Source organism: Vibrio sp. 03_296 (assembly GCF_002265885.1).
On the sequence record NZ_NPKW01000139.1, the window covers coordinates 1 to 21,864 of the forward strand.

Sequence of the window (21,864 nt, forward strand, 5' to 3'; positions counted from 1 at the left end):
CGAACAGGGTCAACAGGTGGACGCCCATTATCTTTACAATAAAGATGAGCGACTTCATCACGAATGAATTCAAAGTCGATAGCATTATCGATTTTGCGCACTAAATGGTCTTTAGGAACTAACTGTTCCATCGTCACCATTTCCAGTTCGTATTGTTGCGGGGTGGGTTCTTGAAGCATATCGGAGTATCCATATTTCGATACCCCTATTAGATCAAAGGTCTAGCTCGAAAGCTAGACCTTTGTCAGCAGTCTGAGGCTTGCCAATGGCAAGCCTTTTCATTTCTGCTCGTTATCTTAGCGCTGTGGATTAGAGCGGCTACCCGCTTGGTTGCGGCTATTGGTTTTGTTTGTTTGACCATCGGCCTTACTTGGCTTGCGTCGTGCCGCATTGTTGCTGCGACCTTTTGGCGTACTCACGCGCTCTTCATGACGTTTTACCGCGCGGCGAATCTTCTGACTACGGGCACGGTCACGCTTACGTGATGAGTTATTCAACTCAATCATGGTCTCTTTCTCTGGACGAAGCTCTACCAACTCGCGTAGGTAGTTCACATCTTTCAGCTCAAGCTCCATCCAACCACCACGTGGCAGTTTCTTATCAAGATAAATGTCACCATAACGTACACGTTTTAAACGGCTTACTGTGCAATCCTGAGATTCCCAAAGACGACGAACCTCACGGTTACGACCTTCATTGATCACAACATAAAACGTATGGTTCATACCTTCACCGCCAGTATAAACCACGTCTTCAAAGCGAGCTAAACCATCATCGAGCTCAACGCCGTTAACGAGGTTACGTACCTTGTGCTCATTCACTTCGCCAAACACGCGAACTAGGTACTCACGTTCAACTTGACGACTTGGGTGCATTAGTCGGTTTGCCAACTCACCATCAGTGGTAAAAAGCAACAAACCAGAGGTATTCGCATCAAGACGACCAACAGAGATCCAGCGAGAGCCACGGATTTTTGGTAGACGATCAAAAACAGTACGGCGACCTTCTGGGTCGTGACGCGTACAGAGCTCACCTTCAGGTTTGTAGTATGCCAACACTCGGCAAATCACCTCTTCCTGAGCTTTCACGGACACAACGTGACCATCGATGCGCACTACTGCTTGCTCATCTTCTAGTCGTTCGCCCAGTTTCGCGACGATACCGTTCACACTCACACGTCCTGATTTGATTAATGCTTCCAATTCACGACGTGAGCCATGACCAGCTCGTGCCAAAACTTTCTGTAATTTTTCGTTCATTTATCTACCTAAATTGTCGTCTTCTCAGACGTCTTAGTCTTACCAAGCTAGACCCGTTTACAATGTCTACCCGATGCTCGGAATCGGGGCGCCGATTATACGGGAAAATTTCATTCAATGTAAGATCTCCCCTTCGACGAGCTGTGGAAAACTGCGCATATCCATCCGTGATATCGAGTCAGTTAACCATCTAAGAGTATTAGAAATACCATACTCCACCACCACCAATTTCCTACTTTGGTTCATGGGTCTACTTTTCGGACACTGATAAAATTATCAAGCAATTTTATGTAACGCTTGCAGTCAATATCATCACAAAACAAAAGGAATAATCTATGTCTGGAACAACGGTTGATTTGAACTGGATATTTGGTACCGCACAAGACGACGATCTGAAAGGCACCGTAGGATCGGAAACCACTGATATATTCTTTGGCTTTGGAGGTGACGATAAGTTCGTCGGCTTCGGGGGAAACGACTATATTTTTGGCGGATGGGGTAACGATACCCTGCTAGGCGGTCGTGGCAATGATTTCATTTCCGGCGGCTCAGGAAATGACTTTCTCTCCGGTGGTTTAGGTAATGACACCCTCTTTGGTGGAAGCGGTGACGACATCATTTATGACTACGAAGGGAATAACTTTCTCAGCGGCGGCTGGGGTAATGACACGTTGGTCGTAGGACACGGCGATTCAATGCTCAGCGGTGGTTGCGGAAAGGATACTTTTGTTCTCACCAACCATTTGCCGATCAACGTACACGATCAACAAGTGCCAGTGAATGACATTGAAATCAAAGCCGAGATCCTCGACTTTAATCTGTGCTACGACAAAATTTCGTTCAATATCGGCAAAGATACCGATGGAGATGGTATTCGCGACACCTTCCTTCAGTCACGAGATGATCTTGATCTCTCGTTCAATCAATGGGGAGACGCTGTATTCTCCAGCGAAGAATGGGGAGTCGAACTCACTCTCACAGGCGTTTCTCAATACGATATGAATTGGATTGACCATTACGGTATTGAGCTGTTTGATTTTGCTTGATACGTGCGAGTATCGTCGCTTAAAAACAAAGGGAAGCTAAGCTTCCCTTTGAACTATACGTCATCGCTAACATCATTACTCAAATGGTGCTGGGTCACCAGAACCAATACGCGCAACAACCGCATCACCTTCACTAAAGTCAATCACCGTCGTTGGTTGCTCACCTAAGTAACCTCCGTTGAGAATCACATCAACCGCGTGTTCAAGTCTATCGCGGATCTCTTCTGGATCGGCTTCCGTTACCTCTTTGCCTGGCAAAATCAGTGAGGTAGACATCAGTGGCTCACCCAACGCATCAAGCAGATCTAGGGCAATACGGTTATCGGGTACACGAATACCTATGGTCTTACGCTTAGCGTTCATCAAACGACGCGGCACTTCTTTGGTCCCTTTAAAAATAAAGGTGTAAGGACCTGGAGTGTTGTTCTTTAACAAACGAAACGCCGTATTATCCACACGTGCGTAGATGGACAACTCTGAAAGGTCACGGCACAACAGTGTGAAGTTGTGTTTTTCGTCTAAGCGACGGATCTGGCAAATTCTGTCTAATGCTTGCTTGTTTTCTAATTGACAGCCCAACGCGTATCCTGAATCGGTTGGATACACCACCACTCCGCCATTTCGAATGATTGCTACGGCTTGATTAATCAAGCGAGCCTGTGGGTTTTCTGGATGAACGTAAAAAAACTGGCTCATGGTAATTCCTCATTATCGAACCTCTCGGCTCTATAGCTCAGGGGCATTCGTAGACACGGTTTGCACTTTGTCTACCGGTTCTAAACCCCAATCTTTCCACACTGGTTCAACCCCTGCGGGTAACCAGAGGTTTCTTCCCAACTCCATCCACGGAGACGGATAATGAAAATCACTGCCTTGGGAAGCTAATAGTTTGTATTGTATTGCATAATCAGCCAAATTGCGCCTTTCTTGCTGCGATTGTTGAGGCTGCGCCACTTCCATCGCATCGCCACCAGCCTCGGCAAACGCTTGCAACAATCGTTTCAACCATTTCGCCGTCAAGTTGTATCGCGCTGGGTGTGCAAGCACCGCTTGGCCCCCTGCGGCATGAATGGCTTTCACTGCGTCTTCGATTGAACACCAGTTTGGCGGGACGTAACCCGGATTATTGCGCGTTAAGTATTTTTTAAACACCTGCTGCATCGTTTTGGCATAACCATTATCCACCAGCCATTTGGCAAAATGAGCCCGGGTAATCGGAGCGCCATCAGCGATTTGTCGCACCTCTTCGAGCACACCTTCCCGTGTCGCTTTTTGCAAACGTTGAGCAATCAGCTCAGCGCGGCTAACACGATGTTCTTGTTGCTGCTCAATCAGTTGATTCAGTGTCATGTTGTTAGGATCAACATTTAAGCCCACGACATGGATGTCTTTATTCTGCCAAACCGTGGATATTTCAATGCCATTAATGATTTTAATTGGCAATTGCTTCTCATCGACATAACGATGTATTTCCGCCAACGCTTCTACCGTATCGTGATCGGTCACCGCGAGAACATCCAAGTCAAACGCTAGGGCTCGCTCGATGAGATCTTGGGGTGAAAAACGACCGTCCGAGGCCGTCGTGTGGCTATGTAAATCTATTCTCATATATTTGCTTCTAGGGGGTTGACTTTTTACCCTTGCACTAGTTAACTAGTACACAAATACAAAGTACCTGACTATAGGGCCGACCATGTTACAAGAATTTAACCACAACCAGAAAGCGAAACTTGTTCTGCATAACGAGAATGTTAATGCAGCAGAGCTCGCTTGGTGGCGCACTTGGACAAGTTCTTGGTGGGCTAACGTGTACTTTTAATAAAGAAAACGAATCACACAAAGCCCGCTAATCATGCGGGCTTTTTATTTTGTTGCACACCTCACAATCAACTGATTAAACATTCATCAAAACGAACAAATTCTGCGTTGGGTGAACGTTTGCTTTGTGCGAGTATGTACAGCAGGAAGACAAAGAATTGAATAATAAGGAGGTCTTGTGAACAAGGCCATTAACATCACCACACTAGGGCAGCTAGAGCTTCTGTCAACGACGGTTCCTTACCATTCGGATCCTACGCGCCTTTTTCATACTTTGTGTGAAAACAAACGCGATAGCTTACTGCTCGAATCGGCCGAAATCGATTCAAAACAAGATCTTAAAAGCTTACTGATTGTCGATTCCGCGGTACGTATGGTTTGCCATGGCCATGTGGTCACCATGACAGCACTCAGTGACAACGGCAAAAATCTGTTAACCCATTTGACCAAGAATGTCGCGAAAGAGGTTGAACATCAGTTTGATGGACAACAACTTACTCTCATCTTCTCAAGCCCAGATGACCGCCTCGATGAAGACTCGCGCTTGCGTGAAGCCTCTAGTTTCGACGCGTTGAGGCTGGTTCAACACAGCTTTGATTTGACGGAAAAAGACAAGCACGCAATCTTTATCGGTGGTCTGTTTGCCTATGACTTGGTGGCCAACTTTGAACCACTGGGTGAGGCCCACGCGATAAATCAATGTCCTGACTACGTCTTCTACGTGGCAGAAACGCTGATGGTGGTCGATCACCAGACCGAGAGTTGCCATTTACAAGCAACGCTTTTTGCAGACGACTCACAAAAAGAAGCACTAAATCAGCGTATTGAACAAATCCGCACTCTGTGTGCTACCCCGAAAGCGCTACCTAAAGCCACCCATCTCGATGAGGTTGAGGTCGATACCAACATCAGCGATGACGCCTTTTGCCAAGTGGTACGCGATCTAAAGCAATATGTTATCAAAGGCGACATTTTCCAAGTCGTACCATCACGCCGCTTTACTCTGCCCTGCCCGTCACCGTTGGCGGCTTATAAAGAGCTCAAAGTCAGCAACCCAAGTCCTTACATGTTTTACATGCAAGATGAACTCTTTACGTTGTTTGGCGCATCACCGGAAAGCGCGTTGAAATATGAAACGCACACCAATCAAGTGGAAATCTACCCCATTGCAGGAACTCGACGCCGTGGCAAGCGAGCCAATGGTGAGATCGATTTCGACCTCGATAGCCGAATTGAACTTGAACTTCGCACCGACAAGAAAGAAAACGCCGAGCACATGATGTTGGTGGATCTCGCTCGAAATGATGTCGCACGCATTTCTCGCGCGGGGACGCGCCACGTCGCCGATTTACTTAAAGTAGACCGCTATAGCCATGTCATGCACCTAGTCTCGCGCGTTGTTGGACAATTACGTGACGATCTTGACGCACTACATGCCTACCAAGCGTGTATGAATATGGGCACATTAACGGGCGCTCCGAAAATTCGCGCCATGCAATTGATTCGTGATGTAGAAGGGGCTCGCCGTGGCAGCTACGGTGGGGCTGTCGGTTACCTCACTGGCGAAGGCACACTGGATACCTGTATCGTGATTCGCTCTGCTTACGTTGAAAACGGCATCGCACAAGTGCAAGCCGGTGCCGGAGTGGTCTTTGATTCCGACCCACAAGCCGAAGCCGATGAGACGCGCGGCAAAGCTCAGGCAGTCATCTCTGCCATTCAGAAAGCCCACAAGGAGTCGTAAAGATGGCGGACATTGTATTTATCGATAACTTCGATTCATTTACTTACAACTTGGTTGATCAGTTCCGCTCTTTAGGCCACCAAGTAAAGATTTACCGCAATAGTATTGCCACAGACACTATTGTCGACGCGATTGAGCAACTCGAGCGCCCAGTGGTGCTGCTCTCTCCAGGGCCAGGCGCGCCATCAGAGGCGGGCTGTATGCCAGAGCTAATTGCTCGCGTCAAAGGCAAAGTCCCAGTGATTGGCATTTGTCTCGGCCATCAGGCGATTGTGGAAGCCTATGGCGGCACCGTGGCAGGCGCAGGTGAAATCATCCATGGCAAAGTCTCGATGATGGAGCACCAAAGCCATGCGATTTATCAAGGGTTGCCATCCCCACTGGCGATTGCGCGCTACCACTCTTTGGTGGCAACACACGTACCGCAAACGCTGACCGTAACCGCCGAAGTGAATGGCCTTGTTATGTCAGTGGTTAACGAAGAAGACAAGGTGTGCGGTTTTCAATTTCACCCAGAGTCCATCATGACGACACAAGGTGCGACGTTGTTAGCCAACGCGATTAACTGGGCATTAGCATAAGGATTGGGAGAAAAGATTATGGAAGCCATCATCAACAAACTGTATCAGCAAGAATCTCTGACAGAGCAAGAAAGCCAACAACTTTTCGACACCATTATTCGCGGCGAGCTAGACCCTATTCTCATGGCTTCGGCCCTAACAGCACTGAAAATCAAAGGGGAAACACCCGATGAAATTGCCGGTGCAGCCAAAGCGTTGCTTGCTAATGCGCAACCTTTTCCGCGTCCTGATTACGATTTTGCCGACATTGTGGGCACGGGTGGTGATGGCCACAACACCATCAATATCTCGACTACCGCTGCCTTTGTGGCCGCGGCCTGTGGGTTGAAAGTCGCTAAACATGGTAATCGCAGCGTCTCTAGTAAATCTGGTTCTTCCGATCTACTTGATTCATTTGGCATCAACCTCGCGATGAGCGCAGAAGATACTCGCTCAGCCGTCGATAGCATTGGCGTCGCCTTTTTGTTTGCACCTCAATACCATAGCGGTGTGAAGCACGCGATGCCTGTGCGCCAAACCATGAAAACGCGTACTATCTTCAATATCTTAGGCCCCTTGATTAACCCTGCGCGTCCTAACATCGAACTGATGGGTGTATATAGCCAAGAACTGGTTCGCCCAATCGCAGAAACCATGCTGAAAATGGGCATGAAACGTGCCGCGGTCGTACATGGCAGCGGCTTGGACGAAGTCGCTATTCATGGCGACACCTTGGTCGCAGAAATCAAAGATGGCGTAATTCACGAATACACTCTCACCCCAGCCGATTTTGGCGTTAATACGCACCCATTGGAAGCGATTAAGGGGGGCGATCCTGAGGAAAACAAAGCCATCATCACGCACTTACTCACCGGAAAAGGAACGGAAGCTCAATTGAGTGCCGTTGCCGTCAACGTCGCGCTACTCATGCGTCTTTTTGGTCATGAAGATCTCAAAGCCAATACGCAACAAGCGATCGACGCAATGAACTCTGGTAAAGCGTATCAACTGGTCGAAAAATTGGCTCAACACGCCTGAGGTTTATGATGACAAACAACAACGAAAAACTGTCAGAACACGTTTCCCTGCAGGAAGCACAAATGGCGGAAGTCCTAGCCAAGATAGTTCGCGATAAATACCAGTGGGTAGCAGAGCGTAAACAGGCGCAACCATTGGCCAGTTTCCAAACCACATTGACACCATCGGATCGCAGCTTTTACCAAGCCTTGCAGGGCCAACGCACGGTATTCATTACTGAATGTAAGAAAGCCTCTCCATCGAAAGGATTGATCCGCGAAGATTTCGACTTGGATTACATCGCGTCGGTGTACAACCACCACGCAGATGCGATTTCAGTACTTACCGATGAGAAATACTTTCAAGGCAGCTTCGATTTTCTACCCCAAGTGCGTCAACAAGTGCGCCAACCTGTGCTGTGTAAAGATTTTATGGTTGATAGCTATCAAGTCTATCTCGCTCGTCACTATCAAGCCGACGCCATTTTATTGATGTTGTCCGTCCTCAATGACGAGCAATATCAAGCACTGGCAGATGTTGCCCACCAGTTGCAAATGGGTGTGCTAACTGAGATCAGTAATGATGATGAGCTGGAGCGTGCGGTGAAGCTGGGGGCGAAAGTGATTGGCATTAACAACCGCAACTTACGAGACCTCACCACCGATTTGAACCGCACTAAAATACTCGCACCCACTTTACGTCGCTTAGCACCAGAAGCGATTTTGATCTCGGAATCGGGCATTTACACCCACCAGCAAGTACGCGATCTCGCCCAATATGCCGATGGCTTTTTGATTGGCAGCTCGTTGATGGCAGAAAAAAACCTCGAGCTCGCGGTACGTAAAGTAACACTGGGTGAAAACAAAGTCTGTGGTCTCACTCATCCAGAGGAGGCAGCCAAAGCCTATCAAGCAGGCGCTGTCTTTGGTGGTTTGATTTTTGTTGAACAGTCCAAACGCGCCGTGGATATTGAGCAGGCACGGCTGACGATGAGTGGCGCTCCGCTAAATTATGTTGGCGTGTTCCAAAATCACCCCATTGCCTTGGTGGCTGACATTGCAAACCAGCTCCAACTGCATGCGGTGCAATTACATGGTAACGAAGACGCCGATTACATCGCACAACTGCGCCAGCAACTCAACGAATCGGTTGAGATTTGGAAAGCCTATGGCGTGACCAAGCAAGCACCGACCTTACTCACTCAAGATGTTGATCGCCATCTTTTCGATACACAAGTGGGGCAACAAAGCGGTGGAACAGGAAGCACGTTTGATTGGACTCTATTGGATGATCCAAGCCATATCATGTTGGCAGGCGGTCTCAATCCAGACAACGCGCAAAAGGCGGCAAGCCTTGGATGCTTAGGACTGGATTTAAACTCTGGTGTTGAAGAAAGCCCAGGGAAAAAAGATCTGACGAAGCTGCAGCAAGCGTTTGCAGCCATCCGAAATTATTGATATTGATGAACTGAACCTGAGGTTCAGTGAAGAACAAATTCTGGCACACAGCCAAACACAATTAAGGAAGCAAACATGACTAAGTTAAATGCCTACTTTGGCGAATACGGCGGTCAGTACGTACCTCAGATTCTGGTACCCGCATTAGAGCAGCTCGAACAAGCTTTCATTGACGCACAAGAAGACCCTGACTTCCGCAGTGAGTTTATGGGATTACTCCAAGAGTACGCAGGCCGCCCAACCGCACTGACGCTGACGCGCAATCTAACCAAAGGCACCAAAACCAAACTGTACCTAAAACGTGAAGATTTGCTACACGGCGGCGCGCACAAAACCAACCAAGTTCTTGGCCAAGCACTACTGGCTAAGCGCATGGGCAAAAACGAGATCATTGCTGAAACGGGCGCAGGCCAACATGGTGTTGCTACCGCACTTGCTTGCGCACTACTGGGATTGAAATGCCGTGTGTACATGGGAGCAAAAGACGTTGAACGCCAAAGTCCTAACGTGTTTCGTATGAAGTTAATGGGCGCGACGGTGATCCCGGTGCACTCAGGTTCTGCCACACTGAAAGACGCGTGTAATGAAGCATTGCGTGATTGGTCTGGTAGCTATGAAACCGCCCACTACTTATTGGGCACTGCCGCGGGCCCCCACCCTTTTCCGACCATCGTGCGTGAGTTCCAACGAATGATTGGCGAAGAAACGAAGAATCAGATCCTCGCACGTGAAGGTCGCCTACCTGATGCGGTGATTGCTTGTGTCGGTGGCGGTTCAAACGCCATCGGTATGTTCGCCGATTTTATCGAAGAGGAAACGGTTCGCCTAATTGGTGTTGAGCCTGCGGGCAAAGGCATCGATACCGACCAACACGGCGCACCCTTAAAACATGGTAAAACTGGCATTTTCTTTGGTATGAAAGCGCCCCTGATGCAAGATGAAAACGGCCAAGTCGAAGAGTCATACTCTGTTTCCGCAGGTCTCGATTTCCCATCGGTGGGGCCTCAACACGCTCACCTTAATGCCATTGGTCGCGCGGAATACGACAGCATCACCGATGATGAAGCGCTTGATGCGTTCCAAGAGCTGGCAAGAAGTGAAGGCATTATCCCCGCGTTAGAATCGTCTCACGCTTTAGCGCATGCGCTGAAAATGGCCCGCAACAACCCAGAGAAAGAGCAGTTATTGGTCGTTAACCTATCTGGTCGAGGTGACAAAGACATCTTTACCGTTCATGCCATTTTAGAAGAAAAAGGAGCAATCTAATGGACCGTTATCAAGCGACATTTGAGCGTTTAGCGGCGCAAAAACAAGGTGCCTTTGTTCCTTTTGTTACCGTGTGTGACCCGAATCCAGAACTGTCACTCAAGATCATGGATACCTTAGTTCAAGCAGGTGCCGATGCTCTTGAACTTGGCATTCCATTTTCTGATCCATTGGCCGACGGCCCAACGATCCAAGGCGCAAATATTCGTGCACTGGATTCAGGCGCAACACCTGATATCTGTTTTGACTTGATTGGGCAAATCCGAGCTAAATACCCAGATCTGCCGATTGGCCTATTGATGTACGCCAACTTGGTGTATTCACGAGGTATCGAGAATTTCTACCAACGTTGCGCACAAGCCGGTATTGATTCTGTGTTGATCGCCGATGTCCCAACTAACGAGAGTGCAGAGTTTGTCGCGGCAGCTGAAAAGTTTGGTGTACATCCAATCTTCATCGCACCACCAACGGCCAGTGATGAAACACTAAAACAGGTTTCACAACTGGGTGGCGGTTATACCTATCTTCTCTCTCGAGCGGGGGTCACAGGAGCTGAAACAAAAGCCAACATGCCTGTGGGTGATATGCTTGCGAAGCTAGAACAATTTAATGCGCCACCGGCACTGTTGGGATTTGGTATCTCAGAGCCAGAGCAAGTCAAACAGGCCATCGATGCGGGTGCGGCAGGTGCCATTTCAGGCTCAGCAGTGGTCAAAATCATCGAAAGTCACCTCAATGAACCTGACGCGATGTTAACGGCACTGGCAAACTTTGTTTCCAACATGAAGTCTGCAACACAAAAGTAACGTGGTAGACATCTAAACATCTATGAGATCGATTTCTTATTTTTCAGTAGAAATCGATCTTTTTTTAACATTCCAACTCGCTTCCATCCCGGCTTGTAAACGAGCCATCACTCAATAAAATGTCACCTTTATATAAGGGCAAGCTATAGCAAACGTTTGCCCACTGCTTAAAAAATTGTCAATCGTCAATAAAACGCCTGATATTCACGCCCTCGCTTCTTATCCCATATTGCTAAATGTGAAATAAACGTGTAAAAATCTGATCGAATATTTATCCAAAGAACACTTTTCGTTCAGTGGGTAATTCTGGATTTTTAATATTTATTAGCACAGAGGTTATGGAAGTGTTAAAAGAAAAGAGTTTGTTACGCAACATTGGTGTGCAGGTTGTCATCGCCATGATCGTGGGTACTGCCGTTGGTGCCTTGATGGGTGATAGCGCCTCTATGTTTGCCCCACTGGGGGCCATCTTCATCAACCTGATCAAGATGCTGGTTATCCCTCTTGTCGCTGTTGCCCTAATTTCTGGTGCAGCGGGCCTAGGCAATAGTCAATCTGCTGGCAAAGTAGGTTTCGTGACACTAGGTTACTTCGGTCTCACATCTGCACTTGCCGTTGCACTTGCCCTGTTCATGGGTGAAGTCTTCAAACCGGGCATGGGTATCGATGTTTCAGGTGTCGAAGGCATGTTCTCTGCTGAGTACGCTTCTAAAGGTGAACTTCCTACTTTTTGGGCTACCATCACTGGTATGATCCCAACCAACGTTTTCCAGTCACTCAATGAAGCCAACATCCTACAGATCCTCGTTTTCTGTCTATTCTTAGGTATCGCCATCTCTAAACAAGAGAAAGAGAAGCGTGAACCCATTATGAATGGCGTAAACTGCATTGTTGATTCCATGGTTTGGATGATCAACAAAGTGATGGTCATCGCGCCTCTTGGTGTATTTGGCCTGATGGCAGAAGCCGTTGGTACCTTTGGCTTTGGCGCCCTGATGGTGGTGTTTAAACTGTTTGTGGTTTACGTTGCCGCGATTCTTATTTTTGGCTTCGTTGCTTACCCACTGATGATCCAGTTGTTTACTAAAACCTCTGCGAAGAAGTTCATTAGTGCGATGAAAAAGCCACAAGCGGTTGCGCTATCAACTGCCTCTTCAATGGCAACACTGCCAGTGACTATGGATACCGTAGAGAAAGATCTGGGTGTTCGCAACTCCACCGCATCGTTCGTTCTGCCTCTGGGCGCAACGATCAACATGTCTGGTAACGCCATTTACTACGGCCTAGTCGCGATCTTCTTTGCTCAGCTATTCAACATCGATTTGAGCATGGGTGCTTACATCGCCATTATCATCACTGCAACGCTCGGCGCAGTAGGTCAAGCCGGTGTTCCTGGCCCTTCTTTCCTTGTCGTTGCAGTCTTGCTCGCAGCGGGCATTCCAATCGAAGGTCTACCACTGTTGTTCGCTCTTGACCGTATCTTCGATATGATTCGTACCGCGCTCAACATCACTGGTGATGCAGCGTGTGCCGTTATTGTCGATGCGCTGCTTGATGAAGAAAACGAAAAACAAACAGAGATGAACAAGCAAGAAGCTTAATCGCAGTTTTTGCAAATTGATTCTCAAAACGGGGTGACCAATGCGTTGCCCCTTTTTTATGCCAGAAGAAGGTGCCAAAGGCGGCAAACTGAAAGTGGCACTCATATTGCTTCGTGCTCATAACCATCAGAAGCGTCAAATTCATCACGCAGTTTGTGCTTCGACGCAGAATGAGGACAGCATTATGACGTTACATCGACGCACCTATTATGGCCTTATCCATCATGGCATGAAGGCACTACTGTTAGACCGCATTGGCCATTTTACCGAAGATGAGTACCACCACTACCTTGGCATAACCACGGGCAAAACAACGTGCTTTTCAATGACCGACGATGAACTTGAGGTGACCGTTGAGAATCTCCGCACCGAAGGCTATTTGGAAGACATGAAACGTGTCATCGCCCAATTTCAGGGCGCGGTTTAAAAACGGCGAATCTCGGGAAGCCTTTGGGCTTCCTAACCCTCAAAGAGCCAACATTTGCTTTCAAGACTTCACATTAAGCCAGTTTTGTTTAGACTGTGGGCAATTCAATCGACAGGAACATTTTTGCCACATGAAGCAAACACTTGATTTTATTCCTCTAATTATCTTTTTTGCCCTCTACAAGATGTACGATATCTATGTTGCAACAGGCGCCCTGATTGCCGCAACAGCCATCCAGATTGTTGTCACCTACGCCTTGTACAAGAAAGTTGAGAAGATGCAGTTAATCACCTTCTTGATGGTGGCCATTTTTGGTGGCATGACCATTTTCCTGCATGACGACAACTTTATTAAGTGGAAAGTGACCATCGTCTACGCCGTATTTGCCATTGGTTTGACGGTGAGCCATGTTATGGGCAAATCGGCCATCAAAGGCATGTTGGGCAAAGAGATCACCTTGCCGGAGTCAGTATGGGCCAACATTAACTGGGCATGGGTGGGCTTTTTCACCTTTTGTGCAGGGTTGAATATCTATGTGGCCTACCAGCTTCCTTTAGATGTTTGGGTGAATTTTAAAGTCTTTGGTTTATTAGCGGCGACGTTGGTTTTTACCCTCCTCACTGGCGGCTATATTTATAAACATCTCCCTAAAGAACAAAATGGCCAGTCATCGGACGTGCCAACGGATGAATAAACTGCATTTTTTGCTATAATCCTGTTCTTATTTTTCGCAGCGACCCTTTGGTCGCTGTTTTGTTTGTTGTGGATGTCAAAATGAGTCAGGAATTTCACTCTCCAAAGGGTCAGTTACTGTTAAGAACCCTCGCCATGCCAGCCGATACCAATGCCAATGGGGATGTATTTGGTGGTTGGATCATGTCTCAGCTCGATCTCGCCGGTGGTATTTTGGCGAAAGAGATCTCGCACGGACGAATCGTCACTGTATCCGTGTCCGGAATTACCTTTAAAAAACCAGTCAGCGTGGGCGATGTCGTGTGTGTTTACGGTGAATGTACCAAAATCGGTCGCACTTCAATGTCGATTAATCTCGAAGTTTGGGTGAAGCCCGTACGCGACCACGGGATCGAAGATCGCTTTATGGTTTGCGATGCCACGTTTAACTATGTCGCCATTGATGCAGACGGCAAACCACGGCCTATCGTTACGGCATAAATTCCGTAGAGTTTCACAGTTTCTCGAATTTAGCTGTTCTAACTCCCTGTAATTGAGATAGATTAGGCCAAGTTAGTATCACCATTAGAAAGGAAAAGAGAATGTGGTATGTCATTTTTTCTCAGGACGTTGAGAATTCGTTGGAAAAACGCCTTAGTGTGCGCCCACAACACCTAGAGAGATTGCAAGCATTGCAAGACGAAGGACGTCTATTAACTGCAGGCCCGATGCCAGCCATCGACTCTGACAACCCTGGTGACGCGGGTTTCACAGGTTCAACCGTCATTGCGGAGTTTCCTTCTTTGCAAGAAGCTCAAGCCTGGGCGGATGCCGATCCTTATATCGCAGCGGGTGTTTATGCCAATGTGATCGTTAAACCTTTCAAGAAAGTGTTCTAATGTTTAAAAAAGTACTCTCTGCATCGTTAGTGTTGTTGGCATTAGCGGGCTGTTCTTCAAATGGTGAGAAAGAGCGCCAATTAGAGCTCATGGCGTCTAACCGCGCTGGCGTACTCTCGGCGGGATTACCGATTGAATACGGTCCACTTCAAGTCATGCGTATTTCATCATCGAAAAACATTGTTGAGATCATGATGATCTACAACACCGACGCAACTGGTGCAAAACCGACACAAGAGCTGCTTTCCACCAGCGTAAGTAAATACTGTGAAGACGCAACCGTGCGAAACCAACTCGATATGGGGCTGATGTACCGCATCAAGATTCGCAACTCTCGTGGGCAACTGATCATCGATGAGATGGTGACGGCGGCGAGTTGTCAGCCACAATAGCGGCTTGCTTCGAAAACAGCGCTCAATAACAGAAAAAACGGAGGTCACGACCTCCGTTTTATTTAAGTTCACGTCGCGACATCTGATCGCAAATTCCCTAACGTCCAATACCCTCACGAGCGTGGTCACTGTCCAAATCCAAATCAGGGCCGAGTGGCACAACTTGCGTTGGATTAATTCCAATGTGACTAAAATAGTAATGGCGTTTAATGTGGTAGAAATCCGTCGTTTCAGCAATCCCTTCGATCTGATACAGCTCTTTCATGTAGCCATTAAGATGGGGGTAATCCGCAATGCGCTTTTGATTACACTTAAAATGGCCAACGTACACCGCGTCAAAGCGGATCAGTGTGGTGAACAAGCGCCAATCGGCTTCCGTCATTTGGCTGCCCGCTAAGTAACGATGCGTCGCGAGATGATGCTCGACACGATCGAGTGCAGAAAAAAGAGCGTTATACGCTTCTTCATAAGCCTCTTGCGTCGTGGCAAACCCACAACGATAAACGCCGTTGTTGATGTTGGGGTAAATAAAGGCGTTCCACTCTTCGATGACCTCGCGTAACGAATCTGGATAGTAATCATCTTGATTCCCCGTCAGTTGATTAAACGCCGAGTTAAACATGCGAATGATTTCCGATGATTCGTTGCTCACGATTGTATTGGTTTTCTTATCCCAAAGAACTGGAACCGTCACTCGCCCAGTATAGTCTGGTTTTGCTTGGGTATAGATTTGATGTAATTTGGTGTGACCAAACAAGGGCTCTGGCAACCCCATCTTCCATCCATCACTGAGCATGTCAGGGCAAACCACCGTGACATCAATATGCTCCTCCAGCCCTTTTAATTTGCGGAAAATCAGCGTTCGGTGCGCCCAAGGGCAAGCTAACGAAACATAAAGGTGATAGCGACCCGATTCCGGCTGAAAGGGCGCTTGTGGTTTATTTTCAATCCAGTCTCGAAATCCTGCATCTTCACGCACGAACTTTCCTTTGGTCTGCTTTGTGTCGTACCAAACGTCGTGCCATACCCCTTCAATTAATTTGCCCATGAACCCTCCTCACTTTTTTCTCAGTATAGGAAAAGGGCGTGATTTATTAAGCGCTAATATTTGCAAGTGATATTCGAAAAATTTGAACGTATCACCGACAAGGCAGGGTTAAACTCAAATAATAGAGATAAAAAAAGCGCGGCTCATAAAGAAACCGCGCTTAAGCCCGTCACAGGCTGAATTACATTACATCTCTACATGTAAACAAGACACTGCGTGTGTGTCATTACCTTGAATCGTTGGTTTGGTTTGTGCACACGCCTCTGTTGCCTGTGGGCAACGAGTACGGAACACACAACCAGACGGCGGATTCATCGGTGAAGGCAGGTCACCTTCAAGCATTTGAATGGTTTTCGCACGCTCCAACTTTGGATCTGGAATGGGCACTGCCGACATCAATGCGCGTGTGTATGGGTGTTTAGGGTCCGCAAACAAGGCTTCAGAGGTGCCCAGCTCAACCGCATTACCCAAGTACATCACCAACACGCGATCAGAAATGTGTTTTACCACCGAAAGGTCATGCGCAATGAACACCAAAGAAAGGCCTAGCTCTTTTTGCAGTTCTTTCAACAAGTTAACTACTTGAGCTTGGATCGATACGTCAAGTGCTGAAACCGGTTCATCACAGATGATCATTTTCGGATTCAGGATCAGAGCTCGTGCAATGCCGATACGCTGACACTGACCACCAGAAAATTCGTGTGGGTAGCGGTTAATCACGTTGGGTAGCAGACCCACTTTGGCCATCATCTCTTTCACGCGAGACTTTACTTCCTGCTTACCAAGTTCAGGGTAGAAGGTTTCTAGTGGCTCAGCGATGATGTCACCGATGGTCATACGCGGGTTAAGCGAGGCAAGCGGATCTTGGAAAATCATCTGCATGTCTTTGCGTGTTTCGCGACGTTGCACTTCTTTCATCTTGGTGAGGTCTTGACCTAGCCATACCACTTCACCTTCCGTCGCATTCACCAGACCAATGATGGCACGCGCGAAAGTAGACTTACCACATCCGGACTCGCCCACTACGCCGAGGGTTTCACCTTCATAAAGACGAATGTTCACACCGTCAACCGCTTTAAGACTCGACGGCTTGCTCCATGGCCATGCCGACTTGGATGCAATGCTAAAGTGAACTTTAAGGTCTTTTACATCCAGTAGAATTTTTTTCTCTTGTGCACTCATTTTGTCCAAGCCTCCCATTCAGAAAAACACGCCCGTTGACGACCATCGGCAAATGGGGTCAGGATTGGCGCTTCGCGCTTACAACGATCCATTACGCGATGGCAACGCTCTTGGTAAGGGCAGCCAGGCGGTAGGCGTAGTAGGTTTGGTGGGTTACCAGGAATGGTTGGCAGAATCTCACCTTCGGTATCCAAACGTGGGATCGCCTTAAGTAAGCCTTCCGCATAAGGGTGGCTTGGGTTGTAGAAAATTTCATCTACCGTGCCGTACTCCATGGTACGACCGGCGTACATCACCAGCACTTTGTCACAAGAGCCAGCCACGACACCAAGGTCATGAGTGATCATAATGATAGCGGTGTTGAACTCTTGTTTGAGCTCGTTGAGCAGATCCATAATCTGCGCTTGCACCGTTACGTCAAGTGCGGTCGTCGGCTCATCGGCAATCAGCAGTTTAGGACGGCACAATAGCGCCATCGCAATCATCACGCGCTGACGCATACCACCTGAAAATTCGTGGGGATACATGGTGATACGCTTGCGCGCTTCCGGAATTTTCACGGCTTCAAGCATACGCACAGACTCTTCAAACGCCTCAGCTTTGCCCATGCCTTTGTGCAGCATCAACACTTCCATGAGCTGATCGCTCACCTTCATGTATGGGTTCAGAGAGGTCATTGGATCTTGGAAGATCATCGCAATCTGTTCAGCACGAACTTTATTCAGTTCTTTCTCTGGCAAGTTTAGAATTTCTTTACCTTCGAACTTTGCGCTGCCTGAGATAATACCGTTTTTGGCTAGCAGACCCATGATCGCAAATACGGTTTGCGACTTGCCTGAACCTGACTCACCTACGATACCGAGAGTTTCACCCTGATTGAGTGAGAAATTTAAATCGTTAACTGCGGTCACGATACCATCTTGCGTGGTGAATTCGACGCGCAGATCTTTGACATCTAATAAGCTCATCATTGCTTCCTTAATCTTACCGTTCTAATTATCTGTCTTTTGGATCCAGCGCATCGCGCAAGCCATCACCGACGTAGTTGAAACAGAATAGAGTGACAACCATGAACAGGGCTGGGAAAGCCAACTGCCAAATAGCCACTTCCATTGTTTGAGAGCCTTCTTGTAGAAGTGCACCCCAACTCGTCATTGGCTCTTGAACCCCAAGACCAAGGAATGAAAGGAAAGATTCAGTCAGAATCATGCTCGGAATCAATAGTGTTGAGTAAACCGCAACAATGCCAAGTACGTTTGGCACAATGTGGCGAGTGATGATCTTCCACTTGCTCACACCACAAACGTGGGCGGCTTCGATAAACTCTTTGCTACGTAAGCTCAGTGTTTGACCACGTACAATACGCGCCATATCCAACCAAGCAATGGCACCAATAGCGACGAAGATCAGCACAATGTTACGACCGAAGAATGTCACCAGAACGATTACAAGGAACATGAAAGGCACTGCGTAAAGGATTTCAAGAATACGCATCATAATACGGTCAGTACGGCCACCAATAAAACCTGAGGCCGCGCCGTAGAGCGTACCGATCGTAACCGCGACCAATGCGCCGAGCACACCCACCATTAGTGAGATACGACCACCAATCAAGGTACGAACGTACAAATCTCGGCCTAAACTATCCGTACCAAACCAATGCTCAGCATTTGGTCCAACGTGCATGGCATACCAGTCAGTATCATCAAACGTGAAAGGCGCTAACATCGGTAGGAAAATGACAGCAAGTGTCATCACCATAAGGATAAACAAGCTCACCATCGCAGCTTTGTTTCGCATAAAGCGAATGCGGGCATCTTGCCATAAGCTGCGACCTTCAATTTCTAAGTTTTCTGAAAACTTCTCAAGCGCTTCCAGATTCTCTTTTTTCGTCAACATAACCATATACGTCCCTGTTAGTAGCGAATTTTCGGATCAATCATCGCCAACAAAATATCTACGATGGCGTTGAACAGAATAAACAAGAAACCGATCAGAATCGTTACGCCCATAACCAGTGAATAGTCACGGTTAAATGCGGCGTTAACAAATAGCTTACCAATACCTGGTAAACCAAAGATGGTTTCGATAACAACAGAGCCGGTAATAATGCCGACAAACGCAGGCCCCATGTAAGAAACCACAGGTAACATAGCTGGCTTGAGTGCGTGCTTTACAATGATGTAAGGGTAGCTCAACCCTTTCGCTCGAGCAGTACGAATAAAGTTACTGTTGAGCGTTTCGATCATCGAACCACGAGTGATACGAGCGAAGGTCGCGACATAAAGCAGCGACATACCGATAACCGGTAGGACAAGGTATTTCAGACCGCCATCATGCCAACCGCCTGCAGGGAACAAATCCCAATGCAGCGCAAAGAGGTAGATCAGCGCGGGGGCTAACACAAACGATGGCATAACCACACCAATCATGGCCGTAGACATAATGGTGTAATCCACCCAAGTATTGTGTTTGAGTGCGGCAATGGTGCCGACCGTGACCCCGAGAATAACGGTAAAGATAAACGCAATGAAACCAACTTTCGCCGATACCGGCAACGCAACGGAAATCAATTCGTTTACGGAATAGTCAAGGTATTTAAACGACGGGCCAAAATCGCCCTGGATAACGTTAAATAAGTAAGTGGTGTATTGTTCGAGCACCGGCTTATCTAGGCCATATTTGGCTTCGATATTGGCCATAACTTCAGGCGGAAGTGGCTTCTCACTTGAAAATGGGTTACCTGGTGCGAAACGCATAAGAAAGAAAGATACGGTGATCAAAACCAACATGGTTGGAATCGCCTCAAAGATCCTTTTAATGATGAATTTAAGCATAAACTCACTCTTTCAGTCTGTGACAGTTTAAATGAAATTAGACGCTGCATGCGGCTATGCCACATGCAGTGTCTCTATTTTTATAGTTATCAGCTTAGGTGATTACTTCGCGATGATGTAGAGATCTTTTGAGTAGATCTTCTCTTCCGCGTTGTTTGATGGGAAACCACCAACACGAGGATTTAGTAGACGCGAACGTACATATTGGTAGATTGGTGCGATAGGCATATCTTTTGCCATCAGATTTTCAGCATCCAAGTACAGCGCAGTACGCTCTGCTTCAGATGTTGACTTCAGCGCTTTGTCGATCAGAGCGTCATACTCTGCATTACCCCAGTGCTGACCACCCGTTGTATTCGCGCTCACCATCAGAGTTAGGAACGAAGATGCTTCGTTGTAGTCGCCACACCAACCAGCGCGTGCCACTTCGAAATCACCTTGATCTTTAGTAGATAGGTAAGTTTTCCACTCTTGGTTTTCAAGATTAACATCTAGACCAAGTGTTTTCTTCCACATAGAACCGAGCGCAACGGCGATCTTCTTGTGGTTTTCGTTGGTGTTGTAAAGCAAAGTAAACTTCAGTGGATTGCCTTTGCCGTAACCCGCTTCTTCAAGTAGGCGAGCCGCTTCTGCGTTACGCTCTTTCTGAGACATTTTGCCGTACTCAGGAAGTTCTGGGTTGAAGTTTGCAGTGATCTCTGGCGTTAGGAAATAGGCAGGCTTCTGACCCTGACCTAAGATCGCGTTTGATACGATGTCACGGTCAATCGCGTACGAGATTGCTTTACGTACACGTACGTCATCAAACGGTTTTTTCTTCGTGTTGAAAGAGTAGTAGTAAGTACATAGGCTACCTTCAACAGAAACCGATTCTGGGTGCTCTTTTTTCAGACGCTTGAAGTGCTCAGTTGGTAGCGTTGATGTAAAGTCAATTTCACCCGAAAGGAAACGGTTCATTTCTGCAACCGCGTTTTCGATTGGTAGGAAAGTGACTTTGTTGATCACTGTCTTAGAGTCATCCCAGTACTTGGTGTTACGAACCATTTCTAAACGTTCGTTAACAACCCATTTGTCTACAACAAATGCACCGTTACCGACGAAGTTTTCTGGCTTAGTCCACTGATCACCAAACTTCTCTACCGTTGCTTTGTGTACTGGTTTCATGGTGGTGTGACCAGTCATCATCACAAAGTAAGGAACCGCCGTTTCAAGCTCGATAACGAGCGTGTAATCGTCAGCCGCTTTTACACCCAACTCAGATTTGTCTTTCTTACCTGCAACAATGTCTTTCGCGTTTTTCATCTTGGTGTATTCCATGTACCAAGAGTATGGCGATGCTGTTGCTGGATCGACAGCACGTTGCCAGCTGTATACGAAATCTTGCGCGGTAACAGGGTCGCCGTTAGACCATTTTGCATCTTTACGTAGGTGGAAAGTAAAGGTCTTGTTGTCCGTCGTTTCCCAGCTCGTTGCGACACCAGGAATGGTGTTGCCGTCTGCATCTTGGTTTACTAGACCTTCCAATAGGTCACGAATCACATGTGACTCTGGCACACCTTGAGATTTGTGCGGGTCGATAGTAGCAACTTCAGTACCGTTACCACGAACGAGTTCTTGTTTTGCTGCTAATTTAGTTCCAGCTGGTACGTCTGCGGCAAGAGCAGAAAGAGAGGTAGTTGCGAGTGTTAGACCAGCACCAAGAAGAAGTGCTTGGGTGATTTTGTTCTTATACATGCATAAACTCCAAGTTTTATATTTGCATCCATGACTTCTTTGCCAAAACACCAGAACGGCAGTGTTTTAGAACTTTTTAGCTGCGTTTTAGAAAACAAA

Annotated in this window: 23 protein-coding genes, 1 pseudogene and 1 other annotated feature; of the genes and pseudogenes, 14 read left to right on the top strand and 10 right to left on the bottom strand. The window is 47.4% G+C overall.

The window, feature by feature from the left end; translation table 11 throughout:
• Both CIK04_RS17725 and rluB read right to left on the bottom strand, forming a co-directional pair.
• Window positions 1-179 (bottom strand): annotated as a pseudogene (locus tag CIK04_RS17725) (IS5/IS1182 family transposase); the annotation flags it as partial.
• Between the two features lie 117 nt (window positions 180-296).
• Entirely contained in the window at window positions 297-1,259 is a 963-nt protein-coding gene (gene rluB / locus CIK04_RS17730; RefSeq protein ID WP_097352874.1) for a 23S rRNA pseudouridine(2605) synthase RluB, read from the bottom strand.
• A gap of 335 nt (window positions 1,260-1,594) precedes the next feature.
• Here rluB and CIK04_RS17735 point away from each other — a divergent pair, with 335 nt between their 5' ends.
• Entirely contained in the window at window positions 1,595-2,305 is a 711-nt protein-coding gene (locus CIK04_RS17735) for a calcium-binding protein (protein WP_097352873.1), read from the top strand.
• Window positions 2,306-2,380: 75 nt separating this feature from the next.
• On the opposite strand, the gene CIK04_RS17740 is transcribed toward CIK04_RS17735, so the two are convergent.
• Window positions 2,381-3,001 carry an L-threonylcarbamoyladenylate synthase gene (locus CIK04_RS17740; protein ID WP_038940265.1) on the bottom strand — a complete coding sequence of 207 codons (621 nt, stop codon included), beginning with the start codon at window positions 2,999-3,001 and terminating at the stop codon, window positions 2,381-2,383.
• A 30-nt stretch (window positions 3,002-3,031) separates the two neighbouring features.
• Window positions 3,032-3,913 carry a PHP domain-containing protein gene (locus CIK04_RS17745; protein WP_017790676.1) on the bottom strand — a complete coding sequence of 294 codons (882 nt, stop codon included), beginning with the start codon at window positions 3,911-3,913 and terminating at the stop codon, window positions 3,032-3,034.
• Between the two features lie 85 nt (window positions 3,914-3,998).
• Here CIK04_RS17745 and CIK04_RS17750 point away from each other — a divergent pair, with 85 nt between their 5' ends.
• From CIK04_RS17750 to CIK04_RS17810, 13 genes are all read left to right on the top strand, one after another.
• The gene (locus CIK04_RS17750) at window positions 3,999-4,124 is read left to right on the top strand and encodes a trp operon leader peptide (protein ID WP_017422348.1); all 126 of its coding nucleotides are present in this window, start codon (window positions 3,999-4,001) and stop codon (window positions 4,122-4,124) included.
• Window positions 4,071-4,173, top strand: a sequence feature (Trp leader region). (Overlaps the previous gene by 54 nt.)
• A gap of 128 nt (window positions 4,174-4,301) precedes the next feature.
• On the top strand, window positions 4,302-5,867 hold the full coding sequence (locus CIK04_RS17755; RefSeq protein WP_097352872.1) for an anthranilate synthase component 1: 1,566 nt from the start codon (window positions 4,302-4,304) through the stop codon (window positions 5,865-5,867).
• Window positions 5,868-5,869: 2 nt separating this feature from the next.
• Window positions 5,870-6,448, top strand: coding sequence for an aminodeoxychorismate/anthranilate synthase component II (locus tag CIK04_RS17760; RefSeq protein WP_011080868.1), 579 nt, complete (start codon window positions 5,870-5,872; stop codon window positions 6,446-6,448).
• Window positions 6,449-6,466: 18 nt separating this feature from the next.
• Entirely contained in the window at window positions 6,467-7,465 is a 999-nt protein-coding gene (gene trpD / locus CIK04_RS17765) for an anthranilate phosphoribosyltransferase (RefSeq protein ID WP_017422350.1), read from the top strand.
• 8 nt (window positions 7,466-7,473) lie between these two features.
• The gene (gene trpCF / locus CIK04_RS17770) at window positions 7,474-8,901 is read left to right on the top strand and encodes a bifunctional indole-3-glycerol-phosphate synthase TrpC/phosphoribosylanthranilate isomerase TrpF (protein WP_176463367.1); all 1,428 of its coding nucleotides are present in this window, start codon (window positions 7,474-7,476) and stop codon (window positions 8,899-8,901) included.
• Between the two features lie 75 nt (window positions 8,902-8,976).
• Window positions 8,977-10,167, top strand: a complete 1,191-nt coding sequence (gene trpB / locus CIK04_RS17775; protein WP_011080871.1) for a tryptophan synthase subunit beta — start codon at window positions 8,977-8,979, stop codon at window positions 10,165-10,167.
• Complete coding sequence (gene trpA / locus CIK04_RS17780) at window positions 10,167-10,973, top strand: tryptophan synthase subunit alpha (RefSeq protein ID WP_017790681.1); 807 nt, start codon at window positions 10,167-10,169, stop codon at window positions 10,971-10,973. The genes trpB and trpA overlap by 1 nt, the downstream gene beginning before the upstream one ends.
• A gap of 338 nt (window positions 10,974-11,311) precedes the next feature.
• Window positions 11,312-12,574: a dicarboxylate/amino acid:cation symporter gene (locus CIK04_RS17785; protein ID WP_026130798.1), complete on the top strand. Its 1,263-nt coding sequence runs from the start codon at window positions 11,312-11,314 to the stop codon at window positions 12,572-12,574.
• Between the two features lie 184 nt (window positions 12,575-12,758).
• Complete coding sequence (locus CIK04_RS32765) at window positions 12,759-13,001, top strand: hypothetical protein (protein WP_026130799.1); 243 nt, start codon at window positions 12,759-12,761, stop codon at window positions 12,999-13,001.
• 130 nt (window positions 13,002-13,131) lie between these two features.
• Window positions 13,132-13,695, top strand: coding sequence for a septation protein A (locus CIK04_RS17795; RefSeq protein ID WP_097352870.1), 564 nt, complete (start codon window positions 13,132-13,134; stop codon window positions 13,693-13,695).
• Between the two features lie 80 nt (window positions 13,696-13,775).
• Window positions 13,776-14,174, top strand: a complete 399-nt coding sequence (gene yciA, locus CIK04_RS17800; protein WP_011080876.1) for an acyl-CoA thioester hydrolase YciA — start codon at window positions 13,776-13,778, stop codon at window positions 14,172-14,174.
• A 101-nt stretch (window positions 14,175-14,275) separates the two neighbouring features.
• On the top strand, window positions 14,276-14,572 hold the full coding sequence (locus CIK04_RS17805; protein WP_017428879.1) for a YciI family protein: 297 nt from the start codon (window positions 14,276-14,278) through the stop codon (window positions 14,570-14,572).
• Window positions 14,572-14,964 carry a GspS/AspS pilotin family protein gene (locus tag CIK04_RS17810; RefSeq protein WP_038969068.1) on the top strand — a complete coding sequence of 131 codons (393 nt, stop codon included), beginning with the start codon at window positions 14,572-14,574 and terminating at the stop codon, window positions 14,962-14,964. Before CIK04_RS17805 ends, CIK04_RS17810 begins: the two co-directional genes overlap by 1 nt.
• Before the next feature lie 97 nt (window positions 14,965-15,061).
• Here the strand turns inward: CIK04_RS17810 and CIK04_RS17815 are convergent, their stop codons facing one another.
• The 6 genes from CIK04_RS17815 to CIK04_RS17840 all read right to left on the bottom strand — a co-directional run bounded on the left by CIK04_RS17815 (window position 15,062) and on the right by CIK04_RS17840 (window position 21,765).
• The gene (locus CIK04_RS17815; protein WP_097352869.1) at window positions 15,062-16,012 is read right to left on the bottom strand and encodes a glutathione S-transferase family protein; all 951 of its coding nucleotides are present in this window, start codon (window positions 16,010-16,012) and stop codon (window positions 15,062-15,064) included.
• A gap of 186 nt (window positions 16,013-16,198) precedes the next feature.
• Window positions 16,199-17,194, bottom strand: coding sequence for a murein tripeptide/oligopeptide ABC transporter ATP binding protein OppF (gene oppF / locus CIK04_RS17820; protein ID WP_011080880.1), 996 nt, complete (start codon window positions 17,192-17,194; stop codon window positions 16,199-16,201).
• The gene (locus CIK04_RS17825) at window positions 17,191-18,162 is read right to left on the bottom strand and encodes an ABC transporter ATP-binding protein (RefSeq protein WP_026130801.1); all 972 of its coding nucleotides are present in this window, start codon (window positions 18,160-18,162) and stop codon (window positions 17,191-17,193) included. The genes oppF and CIK04_RS17825 overlap by 4 nt, the downstream gene beginning before the upstream one ends.
• A 28-nt stretch (window positions 18,163-18,190) precedes the next feature.
• Window positions 18,191-19,093 (bottom strand): oligopeptide ABC transporter permease OppC, encoded by a 903-nt coding sequence (gene oppC, locus CIK04_RS17830; protein WP_013572108.1) that lies wholly within the window; start codon window positions 19,091-19,093, stop codon window positions 18,191-18,193.
• A gap of 17 nt (window positions 19,094-19,110) precedes the next feature.
• Window positions 19,111-20,031, bottom strand: a complete 921-nt coding sequence (oppB, locus tag CIK04_RS17835; protein WP_017428878.1) for an oligopeptide ABC transporter permease OppB — start codon at window positions 20,029-20,031, stop codon at window positions 19,111-19,113.
• A 102-nt stretch (window positions 20,032-20,133) separates the two neighbouring features.
• Window positions 20,134-21,765, bottom strand: coding sequence for an ABC transporter substrate-binding protein (locus CIK04_RS17840; RefSeq protein WP_097352868.1), 1,632 nt, complete (start codon window positions 21,763-21,765; stop codon window positions 20,134-20,136).
• Between the last annotated feature and the right edge of the window lie 99 nt (window positions 21,766-21,864).

What these genes read in the sequence shown, in the direction of transcription:
- yciA (WP_011080876.1), top strand. Translation starts at nt 13,776, where the DNA reads ATGAGTCAGGAATTTCACTCTCCAAAGGGTCAGTTACTGTTAAGAACC.
- trpCF (WP_176463367.1), top strand. Translation starts at nt 7,474, where the DNA reads ATGACAAACAACAACGAAAAACTGTCAGAACACGTTTCCCTGCAGGAA.
- CIK04_RS17740 (WP_038940265.1), bottom strand. Translation starts at nt 3,001, where the DNA reads ATGAGCCAGTTTTTTTACGTTCATCCAGAAAACCCACAGGCTCGCTTG.
- CIK04_RS17815 (WP_097352869.1), bottom strand. Translation starts at nt 16,012, where the DNA reads ATGGGCAAATTAATTGAAGGGGTATGGCACGACGTTTGGTACGACACA.
- CIK04_RS17760 (WP_011080868.1), top strand. Translation starts at nt 5,870, where the DNA reads ATGGCGGACATTGTATTTATCGATAACTTCGATTCATTTACTTACAAC.
- CIK04_RS17795 (WP_097352870.1), top strand. Translation starts at nt 13,132, where the DNA reads ATGAAGCAAACACTTGATTTTATTCCTCTAATTATCTTTTTTGCCCTC.
- CIK04_RS17810 (WP_038969068.1), top strand. Translation starts at nt 14,572, where the DNA reads ATGTTTAAAAAAGTACTCTCTGCATCGTTAGTGTTGTTGGCATTAGCG.
- trpA (WP_017790681.1), top strand. Translation starts at nt 10,167, where the DNA reads ATGGACCGTTATCAAGCGACATTTGAGCGTTTAGCGGCGCAAAAACAA.
- CIK04_RS17805 (WP_017428879.1), top strand. Translation starts at nt 14,276, where the DNA reads ATGTGGTATGTCATTTTTTCTCAGGACGTTGAGAATTCGTTGGAAAAA.
- trpD (WP_017422350.1), top strand. Translation starts at nt 6,467, where the DNA reads ATGGAAGCCATCATCAACAAACTGTATCAGCAAGAATCTCTGACAGAG.
- oppC (WP_013572108.1), bottom strand. Translation starts at nt 19,093, where the DNA reads ATGTTGACGAAAAAAGAGAATCTGGAAGCGCTTGAGAAGTTTTCAGAA.
- CIK04_RS32765 (WP_026130799.1), top strand. Translation starts at nt 12,759, where the DNA reads ATGACGTTACATCGACGCACCTATTATGGCCTTATCCATCATGGCATG.
- CIK04_RS17745 (WP_017790676.1), bottom strand. Translation starts at nt 3,913, where the DNA reads ATGAGAATAGATTTACATAGCCACACGACGGCCTCGGACGGTCGTTTT.
- CIK04_RS17825 (WP_026130801.1), bottom strand. Translation starts at nt 18,162, where the DNA reads ATGAGCTTATTAGATGTCAAAGATCTGCGCGTCGAATTCACCACGCAA.
- oppB (WP_017428878.1), bottom strand. Translation starts at nt 20,031, where the DNA reads ATGCTTAAATTCATCATTAAAAGGATCTTTGAGGCGATTCCAACCATG.
- trpB (WP_011080871.1), top strand. Translation starts at nt 8,977, where the DNA reads ATGACTAAGTTAAATGCCTACTTTGGCGAATACGGCGGTCAGTACGTA.
- CIK04_RS17750 (WP_017422348.1), top strand. Translation starts at nt 3,999, where the DNA reads ATGTTACAAGAATTTAACCACAACCAGAAAGCGAAACTTGTTCTGCAT.
- CIK04_RS17840 (WP_097352868.1), bottom strand. Translation starts at nt 21,765, where the DNA reads ATGTATAAGAACAAAATCACCCAAGCACTTCTTCTTGGTGCTGGTCTA.
- CIK04_RS17785 (WP_026130798.1), top strand. Translation starts at nt 11,312, where the DNA reads ATGGAAGTGTTAAAAGAAAAGAGTTTGTTACGCAACATTGGTGTGCAG.
- CIK04_RS17735 (WP_097352873.1), top strand. Translation starts at nt 1,595, where the DNA reads ATGTCTGGAACAACGGTTGATTTGAACTGGATATTTGGTACCGCACAA.
- rluB (WP_097352874.1), bottom strand. Translation starts at nt 1,259, where the DNA reads ATGAACGAAAAATTACAGAAAGTTTTGGCACGAGCTGGTCATGGCTCA.
- oppF (WP_011080880.1), bottom strand. Translation starts at nt 17,194, where the DNA reads ATGAGTGCACAAGAGAAAAAAATTCTACTGGATGTAAAAGACCTTAAA.